We start from the raw sequence: 12,183 nt of genomic DNA, 5'->3' as shown, positions 1-12,183 counted from the left end.
TTTTTCGACCAGCAACCATCCCACCGGAGAACTTCATGAACCTGAAAAACCATCCTGTTTTGCGTCGCACCTGTCTGGCCCTCCTTGCCTCCACGGCATTGTTCGGGCCCCTGGCTGCCCAGGCCCAGCAACTGCAGAAAATCACCTATCTGCTGCCCGCACCGGGAACCCTGCCGGCTTTCGGCCCATGGATGCTGGCCCAGGCCAAAGGTTATTACGCAGCTGAAGGGCTGGAGGTCGAGTTCGTGACCGGGCGTGGCGGTGTGGATGTGGCCAAGCAGGTGGGTGCCGGCAACGCCGTCATCGGCGGCGCGATCGGTGATACGCCCATCATCGCGCGCGCCCAGGGCATCCCCATCAAGGCTGTGGCCGTGCTGGGCAGCGGTTCGCTGACGCAACTGGTGAGCCACAAGGATGAGCGCATCGAAAGCCCGCGCGAACTCAAGGGCAAGACGGTTACAGTGATTTCGTACACCGACACCACCTACTACGCCCTGCTGGGCATGCTCAGCAAGGTCGGCCTGACGAAGAACGATGTCAACATCCAGGCGGCCGGACCTGCCGGTGTCTGGCAGCAGTTCGCCAGCAAGAAGGCCGTCGCCATGGCTGCCGTGCCTGACTGGACGGTGAGCGCACTGGAGACCGGCGCCAAGGTGGACATCCTGCCGGCCGACGTGTACTTCAAGAGCATGGCGCAGGCCATCCTGGCTTCCGACGAGACCATCCAGAAGAACCCGCAACTGATCCAGAAACTGGTGCGCGCAACCCTGCGGGGCATGAAGGACATCATGGCCGACCCGAAGGCAGCTACCGCGGTCTACGTCAAGCAGGTGCCCATGTACAAGGGCAAGGAAGCCTCCATCCTGCAGGCCTTCGAGATGTACAACAAATACGTCTATGCCGGCCAGAAAGTGCCGGGCCAGATGGATGAAACCCGTCTGGGCGAGCTGCAGAAGTTCTACGTCAGCAATGGCGTGGTGCAAAAAGAAGCGCCGCTCAAAGACCTCTACACCAACCAGTTTGTAAACGCGAAATAAACAGCCATGAGCGCCAACCGCGACCGCCTTGTCACTACCAGCTGGAGCCTGCTGGTCCTTGTCCTGTTCCTCGCCGCATGGGAGTGGGGGCCGGGGATGATCGGTGTCCCCGATTTTGTGCTGCCTCACTTCAGCAAGGTGTGCGCCGAGGCCGTGCGTATCTGGGGCTCGGAAAACCTGCTCTGGCACGCAGGGGTGACGGCGGCCGAGGTGGTGATCGGCTTTATCCTGGGTTCGGTGCTGGGCGCGCTCATCGGTTATGCGCTTGGCCTGTCGCCACGTGTGGAGTCGGTGCTCTCGCCCTACCTGCTGGCCCTGCAGATTGCGCCCAAGGTGGCATTTGCGCCCCTGTTCGTGATGTGGATGGGTTACACCATGTACCCCAAGATACTGGTGGCGGTGCTGATTGTTTTCTTCCCGGTGCTGATCAACGTGCTGTCGGCCATGCGCACCATGGACGTGGACATGATCAACCTGGCGCGCTCCTTCTCGGCCACGCGCCTGCAGGTTTTCCGCAATGTCGAATTCCCTACGACCATGCCGGCGCTGTTCTCCGGGCTGCGCATCGCCAGTACGCTGGCAGTGATTGGCGTGGTGGTCGGTGAGCTGGTGGGCGGCAATATGGGCCTGGGCTACCTGCTGGTGTTCTTTGAGGGCCAGGGCAATACCGCTGCCGTGTTTGTTGTCATTGGCGCGCTGACGGTGATCGGCATCATTGCCTATTACGCGGTGGTGATCGCCGAAAAACGCGTGTTGCATTACCTGCCCAGTTCAGAGCGGCGCTCGGCCTGAGCGCGTCGCACAAGCCTCCTACCCATTTAAAAAAGCCATCCATGACTGTTTCCACCCAACCCGAAATCATGCTCACAGGCCGCAAGGTGCTGGTCACAGGCGGCGCACGCGGCCTGGGCGAGGCCTTTGCCCGCGCGCTGGTGGCTGCGGGTGCGAGCGTCGTGATCAGCGATGTGCTGCATGAGCGCGGCGAAGCGCTGGCCAGGGAACTCGGCCAGCAGGTGTTTTACGTGCCCATGGATCTGAGCGATGCGGCGGCCATCAAGGCCGGCGTGGATGCGGCAGCCAAACACCTGGGCGGCCTTGACGGCCTGATCAACAACGGCGCGATTACCAACTCCGGTGGCAAGGTGATGGGCGACATCGCCGTGGACACCTGGGACCGCGTGATGGACGTCAATGTGCGCGGCACCTGGCTGACCACAGTGGCGGCACAACCGCACCTGGCGGCGTCGGGGTTCGGGCGTGTGGTCAACCTCGCCTCGGACACCGCGCTGTGGGGCGCCACCAACCTCATGGCCTATGTCGCCAGCAAGGGAGCCGTGATGGCGATGACACGCGCCATGGCGCGAGAACTCGGCCCCCAGGGCACCACGGTGAATGCGATTGCGCCCGGCCTCACGCTGGTGGAGGCCACCGAATACGTGCCCCAGGTTCGCCACGACCATTACCGCAATGGGCGCGCGATCGAGCGTGCCCAGGTTCCCGAAGACCTTACGGCCGCCGTGATGTTCCTGCTGTCTCGCGGCAGCGGTTACATCACCGGCCAGGTGCTGCCCGTCAACGGCGGCTTTGTGATGAATTGATAGAAGGAGATTTTTATGAATGCCCCCGCTGCAAACCAACCCGTCTTTAATGAACGCGGCCTGCTGGATGCCACCATTCCGCCCGAAGCCGATATCCAGCGCAGCATGATGCCCGCTGAAGGCCAGAGTTTTTCGGACTGGCTGGACGGCCGCGTCGCGCGTTTCGCCTCGCGCAAGTACGACTGGGACGCGCTCAAGTTCCAGGCCGACTACGACCCCAGCTACCGCCGTGCGCAGATGCGCTACGTGGGCACTGGCGGCACCGGCGTTGCCAAGGACGCGAATACCGTGCCTTCGGCGCATTTCACGTTCTCGACCATGGTGATCCCGGCCGGCAATGTCGGCCCCCTGCACATCCACTATGACGTGGAAGAAGTGTTTTTTGTCATGCGCGGCAAGATGAAGATCGTCTGCGAAAAGGACGGCGAGCGCTGGGAGTCCATCCTGAATGAGCGTGACCTGGTCTCCGTGCCGCCCGGCGTGTACCGCGAAGAAACCAATATCGGTGACGAGGACGCGCTCATGTGCGTCATGCTGGGCACGCCAAAGCCTGTCACGCCGACCTATCCGCCGGACAGCCCGCTTGCAAAGATCAAGCGGGACGCTATGAAATAAATAGCTGGTTGCGCTCGTATTCAGGGCGCTACGGCTATTTTTCATACTCAAAACAGTATCTGGGCGCATCCATGAACCCTGTAGAGCCCTCTACCACCACCCTGGCCGGGCGCATCCAGCGATTCGCGCCCGCGCGCTTGGCAACGCCTGCCGGCGAGGTCGAGTTTCGCCGGGCGGGTACCGCACCTGCCGGCGTGACGCATGTGCTGCTGCACGGCATAGGTTCGGGTTCGGGCAGCTGGCTGATGCAGCTCGAAGCTGTTGCGCGCAGCAAAGGCGTTGGCGTGCTGGCGTGGGAAGCACCGGGCTACGGTGCCAGCAGTCCCGTGGGCGCGGCCCACCCGGATGCGGGCGACTATGCCAGCCGCCTGTGGGCCTGGCTGGATGCATTGGATGTAAGCCTGCCCGTCACGCTCGTTGGCCACTCACTGGGCGCCCTGATGGCGACCCGCGCCGCCTTGCAGCGCCCCCGTCAGGTGGCGCGGCTGGTGTTGCTGTCACCGGCCCAGGGTTATGCCCGGGCCAGCGAAGAGGACCGCGCCAAAAAACTCAATGACCGCCTGGCCAACCTGCAGGCGCTGGGCCCGGCCGGCATGGCGCAAAAGCGCGGTGCGGCCATGCTTTCGCCCAGGGCCGATGCGGCGCACGTGGCTTATGTGCAATCCATCATGGCGCAGGTTCACGTGGGGGGTTACACCCAGGCCTCGCACCTGCTGGCTGGCGGTGACTTGCTGGCAGACCTGGCCAAGGTGACCTGCCCCGTGGCCGTGGCCAGCGGGCAGGCCGACACCATCACGCTTCCCGCCGGTTGCCAGGCTGTTGCGGCGGCGGCCGGCGTGCCGTGGACAGACCTGGGCGATGCCGGCCATGCCTGCGCGCTGGACGCTTTCGGCAAGGTCAATGCCCTGCTCGGCCTGCCCGATTCAGGCAAGCAACAAAAGGCCGCTGTATGACTGCTGCTGACGACCGCTATACCGTACCGGCATTGCAGCGCGGGCTGGAACTGCTGGGCCAGTTCAACCGCCACACGCCGGAGTTGAGCGGTGCAGACCTTGCACGCCAGCTGGATTTGCCGCGCGCTTCGGTGTTCCGCATACTGCACACGCTGGAAAAATCCGGCTTTGTGGAGCGCGTCGGAGACAGCAACAATTACAAGCTCAGTATTGGCGTGCTGCGCCTGGGCTTTGAATACCTGGCCTCCATGGAGCTGACCGAGCACGGCCGCCCGGTGATAGATGCGTTGCGCGACCAGTCGGGTTACTCAGCCCACCTGGTGGTGCGGGACAACCGCGACGTGGTGTTTGTGGCCAAGGCCACGGGCCGCAGTGCGCTGTTTCATTCAATACAGGTGGGGGCCAGGCTGCCGGCGCATGCCACCGTGCTGGGCCGGTTGCTGCTTTCGGACCTGGACATGGCGGCGCTGTCGGCCTTGTACCCGGACCGCCCCTTGCCCGCCCACACGCCCAAGACGCCCACCACACTGGCCCAGCTCAAGGCGCTGATCGACGTAGACCGGGCCAATGGCTACGGCATCAGCCAGGGCGGTTATGAAACCGGGATTTCCACCATCGCCGCGCCTGTGTTCAACGATGAACACGAGGTTGTGGCGGCTGTCAGCATCACCGTGCCGGCGCAGCAACTGGACGCCAGCCAGACCGAGGTGCTGGTGCCCCAGGTGCAGCAGGCGGCCGCCCAGTTGACACAACGCATGAGCCACCTGCCCCAGCCCGGCCATCGCCCTTCAAAACAACAAACTCCATCAGAAAAGATAGCCGCATGACCAATATGACCCAAGCTTCCAGCCCAACACGCGTTACCGTAGGCGAGCTAGCCGCCCGCTTCCTGGAGCAGTGCGGCGTCAAGGCCGCCTTCGGCGTGATCTCCATCCACAACATGCCCATCCTGGACGCCTTCAACACGCGCCAGAAGATCCGCTTTGTTTCGGCCCGCGGCGAGGCCGGCGCCTGCAACATGGCCGACGCCTATGCGCGTGTGACCGGTGTGATGGGCGTTTGCGTGACGAGTACCGGAACGGGCGCAGGCAATGCGGCCGGCGCGCTGGTCGAGGCACTCACGGCCGGCACGCCGATGCTGCACCTGACCGGGCAGATCGAGTCCGACTACCTGGACCGCGACCTCGGTTTCATCCACGAAGCCCCGGCGCAACTGGCCATGCTGCAGGCCGTTGGCAAGGCAGCGTTCCGCATCCGCAATCCCGAGACCGCACTGGCGACCCTGCGCGAGGCGCATCGCCTGGCGTTCACCGCACCCTGCGGGCCGGTCAGCATTGAAATCCCGATTGACATCCAGGCCATGCTGCTGGATCTGCCGGCAGACCTGGCGCCGCTGTTTGTCGCGCCGGTGCAAGCCGCCTCCTCCGAGGTGGATGCGCTGGCTGCACAGCTTCTGACGGCCAAACGCCCGTTGCTCTGGCTGGGCGGCGGCGCACGCGGTGCGCGTGCCGCAGTCGAGCGTTTCGTGAAGATGGGCTGGGGTGTGGTCACCTCGGTCCAGGGACGCGGCATCCTGGCTGAAGACCATCCAGCCAGCCTGGGCTCCTACAACCTGCAAAAACCTGCCGAAGAGCTGTACCAGAGCTGCGACGCCATGCTGGTGGTCGGTTCGCGCCTGCGCAGCAACGAAACCCTGCGCTACAAACTCAGGCTGCCAAAGGCCCTGTACCGCATTGATGCCAATGCGCTGGCCCACAACCGTGGTTACAACAGCGACTATTTTGTGCAGGGTGATGCGCTGGCAACGCTCAATGCGCTGGCCGACAAGCTCGAAGGCCGCATGAAGGTCGATGCGGCGCTGGCTGGCGACGTCAAAAAGGCGCGCGACCAGGCCGCCGGCATGGTCGATGCAACGCTGGGCGCCTACGCCGCGCTGAAAAACGGCCTGGCAACACAAGCAGGTAAAGACCTCTGGTGGGTGCGTGACATCACGCTGTCCAACAGCATGTGGGGCAACCGCGCGCCCATGCTTGACCATCCGCGTGCCGGCGTGCATGCGCTGGGCGGCGGCATCGGCCAGGGCCTGGCGATGTCCATAGGCACGGCGATTGCCGATACCGAGCACAAGCTTGGCCGCAAGACCGTGGCACTGATTGGCGACGGCGGTTTCATGCTCAATGTGGGCGAACTGGCCTGCGCCGTGCAGGAAAAAGCCAACATCGTCATGCTGGTCATGAACGACAGCTGCTATGGCGTCATCAAGAACATCCAGGACGATATCTACGGCAGCCGCCATTGCTATGTGGACCTGCACACGCCTGATTTCGCACAGTTTTGCGCCAGCCTGAAGGTCACGCATTTCCGCCTTGGCGAACCTGCGCAGACCCAGGACGTGCTGGCCAAGGCCTTTGCCGCCAGCGGCCCGGTTGTGGTTGAAGTCGACATGAAAGCCTGGGGCCCGTTCGCCGCCAAGTTTGCCGGCCCCATCCTCAAGAAGGACTGAATATGAGCACCACTGCCCGCAAGATCCGGCCTGTGCAGCCCGTCACCCTGATCGGTTTCGGCGCCATTGGCCGCTCCATCTTCCAGCGTATCGCCAGCAACCCCGGTGTGCGCATCACGCACGTTGTGGTGCCTGCCGAATATGCAGAGACCACAAGGACCGGAGTCGGCGATGCCGCCCAGGTGTGCCAGCAAGTCCCGCAGGAGGCCACGCTGGTGCTCGAGTGCGCCGGCCATTCGGCCCTGATTGAGCACGTGATCCCGGCACTGGAGCGTGGTGTCGAATGTGCCGTGCTGTCCATCGGCGCCTTGTCAGGCCCCGGCGTGGTTGAACAACTGGCCCAGGCCGCCGAGCAGGGCGGCGCCCAGGTGCACCTGCTGTCGGGTGCCATCGGTGGTGTGGACGCTATCGCCGCGGCCCGCCTGGCAGGCCTGGATGAAGTCCGTTACACCGGCCGCAAGCCGCCCAGCGGCTGGCGCGATACGCCGGCCGAGCAGGTCTGTGACCTGGGTGCGATCACCGAACCCACGGTGATCCTGGAGGCTACGGCGCGTGAGGCCGCCCAGCTCTACCCGAAGAACGCCAATGTGGCCGCCACCATCGCCCTGGCCGGCCTGGGCCTGGATGCGACCCGGGTGCGGCTGATTGCCGACCCTACGGTGACAGAGAACATCCACCACATCGCCGTGCGCGGCGAGTTCGGCGAGATGGAGCTGACCATGCGCGGCAAGCCCCTGGCCGACAACCCCAAGACATCTGCGCTCACCGTGCTCTCGGCGCTGCGCTTTCTCAACAACCGCGCTGCGGCAACGACCATATGACCACATCAACCGTACCCCATCTGCAGTCCCTCATTGCCGGCCAGTGGCGTGACGCCTCGGGGCCATCGTATGCCACCGACTATGCGCACGACGGCAGCACGGTGGCCACACTGAATGCGGCCACGGCAGACGATGTGAACGAAGCCGTGCTGGCTGCAGAAAAGGCCCGCATGCAACCGGCCTGGGCCAACCTCAAGCCGCACGAGCGCGCCAGCATGCTGCACCGCATTGCCGCAGGCATACGGGAGCGCGGCGAAGAGCTGGCCCAGTTGCAGCGGCTTGACAACGGCAAGCCGATCAAGGAAACCCGTGCGCTTGTCGCCAGCGCAGCCGGCACCTTCCAGTTTTTTGCCGCTGCCTGCGAAACACATGAAGACGCCATTACGCCTCAGCGTGGCGACAGCATCACGATGAGTGTGCATGAGCCCTTGGGTGTCGTAGGCGCCATCACGCCGTGGAATTCGCCTATCGCCAGCGAAGCGCAAAAACTCGCACCAGCCCTGGCGGCCGGTTGTGCCGTGGTTTTCAAACCGGCCGAAATCACGCCGCGCATGGCCATAGAGCTGGCGCGCATTGCGCAGCAGGCCGGTGTGCCGGACGGCATTATCAGCGTGTTGCCGGGCAAGGGCTCCATCGTCGGCGAGGCGCTGGTGCGCCATCCGCTGATCAAACGCATTGCCTTCACGGGCGGCACCAACGTCGGCATGGGCATTGCGCGCATAGGCGCTGAAAAACTCATGCCCACCTCGCTGGAGCTGGGCGGCAAGTCGCCCACCATCGTCTGTGCCGATGCCGACCTGGACCATGCGGTGGCAGGCGTTTTGTATGGCATCTTCAGTTCCTCCGGCGAGTCCTGCATTGCCGGCTCGCGCGCCTTTGTGCATGCGAGTGTGTATGACGAGTTCAAGTCGCGCCTGCTGGCCGGCGTCAAGGCACTGCGTGTCGGCGACCCGATCAGCGAAAGCACGCAGATGGGGCCGCTGGTCAGCCAGAGCCACCGCGCATCGGTTGAAAAATATGTGCAGCTAGGCATAGATGAAGGCGCCAAGGTGCTGTTCGGCGGCACGCGCCCCGAAGGCGCCACGTTCGACAAGGGCAGCTACTACCGCCCCACCGTCATGGAAGGCCTGGCCAACAGTGCCCGCATGTGCCAGGAAGAAATATTCGGCCCCGTGCTGGCCATGCTGCCATGGCACGACGAGGCCGACCTGATTGCCCAGTGCAATGACAACGTCTACGGCCTGGCCGCAGGCATCTGGACCAAGGACTACAAAACGGTCTGGCGCCTGGGCCGTGCCCTGCAAACCGGCACCGTCTGGGTCAATACCTACAAGGTGTTTTCCGTCAGCACGCCGTTTGGCGGCGTGAAGATGAGCGGCACCGGCCGCGAAAAAGGCCGGCTCGGCATTCTTGAATACACCACCCAGAAGAGTTATTACTGGGGTGTGAATGAAGCGCCCATGCCATGGAGCACAACGTGAACCTGACCCGCAGGCAAACCCTTTTTGCTGGTGCCGGTGCCGCCGCAGCGGCTCTCGGCCCGGTAGCGGCCTCCCAGCCGGCACTGCCTCCGGCGCCCTGGCGCACCGGCACACACATTGTGTTGCTGGGCACCATGGCCGGCCCGGTGCTGCATCCGGCACGCATGATGGCCAGCCAGGCCTTGTTTGTGAACGGCCGCGGTTACCTGATCGACTGCGGTTACGGCGCCATCGCGCGCATGACCGAGATGGGCATGCGCCTGCCCGAGATCTCAAACGTATTCATCACGCACCATCATTCGGACCATAACGCCGATTACCCCAGCCTGGTCAACCTGGCGTGGATTCTGGGCATCAAGGGGCAGATGAAGGTCATGGGCCCGCCGCCCATGAAACGCATCCACGATGCCTCGATTGCCGTGCAGCGCGAAGACATAGACATCCGCATCAAGGCCACGGGCCGCCAGCCGATTGAGAAGAGTTTTGACGTCAGCGAGATCAGCGCGCCCGGTGTGGTGTTCACCGACGACCGTGTCAAGGTGACCGCTGCGCGTGTTGACCATGAGCCTTTTGAAGTGGCGCTGGCCTACCGTTTCGACACGGCCGATACCAGCGTGGTGTTTTCTGGCGACACCTCGCCGGTGGCGTCCACCGTGGCGCTGGCACGCGGTGCGGACACCCTGGTGCATGAGGCCATGCTTGTTTCGGGCATTGACGCCATGCTGGCGAAACGGCCTTATGTGCCGCCCAACCTGAAGAAGTTTTTGCTGGCCGGACACACAACGGCTGAAGACGCAGGCCGCATCGCCGCCGAAGCCGGCGTGCGCCGCCTGGTGTTGACCCATCTGCTGCCCGGCGATGAGCCGATTGCCGACGAGGTCTGGCGTGAACACGCTGCTCGCCATTTCAAGGGCGAGATCGTCGTGGGTCGGGACAAACTGGTTTTATAAGGTTAAGAAAATGATTGAAGGTATTGACGCCATCACCTATTCCACGGACAAGTGGGATGACTCGGCCCGTTTTTTTGCGGACTGGGGACTTAAAAACCTGAGCCAGTCGGACACGCTACAGGAATGGGAAACGCTCAACGGCGCCCGTGTCAATGTGCGCCGCACCGATGATGCCTCCCTGCCGCCGCCCATGGAAGCCGGCCCCACCTTGCGCGAAGTGGTGTGGGGCGTGCAAAACGATGCCCAGCTTGAAGCACTGGCCAAGGCCATGGCCAGCGCGCCCGGTTTTGCCGACAACCGCGCGACCACAGGAACATTGCAGGCGCTGGACCCGCACGGCCTGCGCATCGTGTTCCAGAAAAGCATCAAGCGTGAGATCGACATTGCCGGCGTACCCAGCAATACCTGGGGCGATGTGCGCCGCATTGACACGCCATCGCCGATTTACGAACGCGCACAGCCGGTGGAAATCGGCCATGTGGTGCTGTTCACCGACAAGCTGGATATTGCCGAAGCGTTTTACAGCGGCCTGGGCTTCACCACCTCGGACCGTTACCCGGGGCGCGGCGTGTTCATGCGCTGCTCGGTCAACGGTGGCCACCATGACATCTTCCTGCTGCAGCTGCCCAACAAGGCCAGCGGCCTGAACCATGTGGCTTTCACCGTGCGTGATCTCCACGAGGTGTTTGGCGGCGGCATGAACATGAGCCGCAAGGGCTGGAAGACCCAGCTCGGCCCGGGCAAACACCCGATCTCATCGGCGATTTTCTGGTACTTCGAAAACCCCTGCGGCGGACTGATTGAATACAACGCCGACGAGGACCACCTGACCGAAAACTGGCAGGTGCGCGAGTTTGAACCCAGCCCCACGGCATTTGCCGAATGGGCGATTGACGGCGGCATTGACGGCAATACGCGGCGCCAACCAAAAGTGGAAGTCGGCACCGGCTTCCTGACCGAAAAAAGACCGTCGTCCAAATAAGGCCTGCATGAAATCGCTGGAGCGTGGTGTCCTGATTGTTGGCGGCGGCATTGCCGGGTGTTCGCTTGCCATCGCGCTGGCGCAGCGCGGTATGCGCGTGACCGTGCTGGAAAAACTCGATGCCTGGCGCTTTCACAGCTCCGGCATCTTCATCTACAGCAACGGCCTGGCGGAGCTGCAAAAACTGGGCGTGCTGCCCGGCATACTGGACAGCGGGTTTGCCATTGGGCAGGGCCGCAACCTCTACTATGACCAGCATGGCGAGCTGATTGTCGAGACCCGTTACCCGAGCGCCCCAGGCACCACACTGCCGCCTGTCCTGGGCATCCGTCGTGCCGAAATGCATCGGGTTCTGGCAGACCGCATGCGCGCGCTGGGCGTGGAAATACGTCTTGGCAGTACGGTGGCTTCCATTGAAGACAATCCCGCGCATGATGCCGTTGTGGCGACCCTGAACGACGGCAGCAACATCGAAGCCGGCGTGGTGGTGGGCGCGGACGGCATTCGCTCGCAGATTCGCGGCATGCTGTTTGGTGATCTTGAGCCCGAGGACACCGGTTTCGGCGTCTGGCGCAGCATTCACCGCCGCCCGCCCGAACTGCGCGAAAAAATCCTCATGATGGGTGTAGGCAAGCGCCTGGGCATCATGCCCATCAGCGAGGACCAGCTCTATATTTACGCGACGACCAACGAGCCCGGCCATCCGCGCTACGATCCTGCGCGCCTGCACCTGACCATGCGTGAAAAGTTTGCCGAGTTCTCGGGGCCGGCGACGGCGCTGCTTGAGGACATCCGCGATCCGTCGCAGGTGTTTTACACCGCTGTCGAAGAAATCCGCTTGCCCCAGCCCTGGAGCCGGGGCCGCGTGCTTTTGATCGGCGATGCGGCCCATGCCTCAACGCCCTTCATGGGCCAGGGCGGCGCGATGGCGATTGAAGACGCCAACGTGCTGGCGGACATGCTTGAAAAGGGCGGTGATGTTGCGCAGGTGCTGCTGGCGTTTGGCGCATACCGCCAGCCCAAATGCCAGTTTGTGCAGGATGTGTCGCGCAGCGTGGGCGAGGCCGGTGGCCTGGAAAATGCCGATACCTGTATTGCCCGCAATGTTCGCATGCGCGAGCAGGCCCAGGCCGATGTTGATAATTTTTACCGGAGGCTGCATGCGTTTGACCTGGCTGTTGCCTGAGCTTGTTTTTACTTGTCGCCTGGCGCGGCTTGCCGGCGCTGGTATTGCTGCACTGGC

The 12,183-nt window shown here is 63.4% G+C and carries 12 protein-coding genes; all 12 read left to right on the top strand.

Annotated elements, in window-relative coordinates:
- Positions 1–41 precede the first annotated feature (41 nt).
- The 12 genes from ACFQND_RS09015 (at position 42) to ACFQND_RS08960 (ending at position 12,126) form a co-directional block, all read left to right on the top strand.
- Positions 42–1,037, top strand: a complete 996-nt coding sequence (locus tag ACFQND_RS09015; protein ID WP_371439155.1) for an ABC transporter substrate-binding protein — start codon at positions 42–44, stop codon at positions 1,035–1,037.
- A 6-nt stretch (positions 1,038–1,043) separates the two neighbouring features.
- Positions 1,044–1,829 carry an ABC transporter permease gene (locus tag ACFQND_RS09010; RefSeq protein ID WP_371439034.1) on the top strand — a complete coding sequence of 262 codons (786 nt, stop codon included), beginning with the start codon at positions 1,044–1,046 and terminating at the stop codon, positions 1,827–1,829.
- Between the two features lie 41 nt (positions 1,830–1,870).
- The gene (locus tag ACFQND_RS09005) at positions 1,871–2,635 is read left to right on the top strand and encodes an SDR family oxidoreductase (RefSeq protein ID WP_371439033.1); all 765 of its coding nucleotides are present in this window, start codon (positions 1,871–1,873) and stop codon (positions 2,633–2,635) included.
- Positions 2,636–2,740: 105 nt separating this feature from the next.
- Complete coding sequence (locus tag ACFQND_RS09000; protein WP_371439154.1) at positions 2,741–3,250, top strand: cupin domain-containing protein; 510 nt, start codon at positions 2,741–2,743, stop codon at positions 3,248–3,250.
- Positions 3,251–3,321: 71 nt separating this feature from the next.
- Positions 3,322–4,203, top strand: a complete 882-nt coding sequence (locus ACFQND_RS08995) for an alpha/beta fold hydrolase (RefSeq protein WP_371439032.1) — start codon at positions 3,322–3,324, stop codon at positions 4,201–4,203.
- Complete coding sequence (locus ACFQND_RS08990) at positions 4,200–5,030, top strand: IclR family transcriptional regulator (RefSeq protein ID WP_371439031.1); 831 nt, start codon at positions 4,200–4,202, stop codon at positions 5,028–5,030. The genes ACFQND_RS08995 and ACFQND_RS08990 overlap by 4 nt, the downstream gene beginning before the upstream one ends.
- A 5-nt stretch (positions 5,031–5,035) precedes the next feature.
- Positions 5,036–6,706: a thiamine pyrophosphate-binding protein gene (locus ACFQND_RS08985; RefSeq protein WP_371439153.1), complete on the top strand. Its 1,671-nt coding sequence runs from the start codon at positions 5,036–5,038 to the stop codon at positions 6,704–6,706.
- Between the two features lie 2 nt (positions 6,707–6,708).
- Positions 6,709–7,527 (top strand): aspartate dehydrogenase, encoded by an 819-nt coding sequence (locus ACFQND_RS08980; RefSeq protein WP_371439030.1) that lies wholly within the window; start codon positions 6,709–6,711, stop codon positions 7,525–7,527.
- A complete protein-coding gene (locus ACFQND_RS08975) occupies positions 7,524–9,008 on the top strand; it encodes an aldehyde dehydrogenase (RefSeq protein ID WP_371439029.1) in 1,485 nt (494 codons plus the stop codon). Before ACFQND_RS08980 ends, ACFQND_RS08975 begins: the two co-directional genes overlap by 4 nt.
- Positions 9,005–9,958 carry an MBL fold metallo-hydrolase gene (locus ACFQND_RS08970; RefSeq protein WP_371439028.1) on the top strand — a complete coding sequence of 318 codons (954 nt, stop codon included), beginning with the start codon at positions 9,005–9,007 and terminating at the stop codon, positions 9,956–9,958. The genes ACFQND_RS08975 and ACFQND_RS08970 overlap by 4 nt, the downstream gene beginning before the upstream one ends.
- A gap of 10 nt (positions 9,959–9,968) precedes the next feature.
- Positions 9,969–10,940, top strand: coding sequence for a VOC family protein (locus ACFQND_RS08965; RefSeq protein WP_371439027.1), 972 nt, complete (start codon positions 9,969–9,971; stop codon positions 10,938–10,940).
- A 7-nt stretch (positions 10,941–10,947) separates the two neighbouring features.
- On the top strand, positions 10,948–12,126 hold the full coding sequence (locus ACFQND_RS08960) for an FAD-dependent oxidoreductase (RefSeq protein ID WP_371439026.1): 1,179 nt from the start codon (positions 10,948–10,950) through the stop codon (positions 12,124–12,126).
- Positions 12,127–12,183: the final 57 nt, after the last annotated feature.

It is taken from the genome of Polaromonas aquatica (genome assembly GCF_042659145.1).
GTDB classification, from domain to species: domain Bacteria; phylum Pseudomonadota; class Gammaproteobacteria; order Burkholderiales; family Burkholderiaceae_C; genus Polaromonas; species Polaromonas aquatica.
The sequence above is the reverse complement of the archived record's forward strand: the minus strand, read 5'-3'. Positions and strand labels throughout refer to the sequence as shown.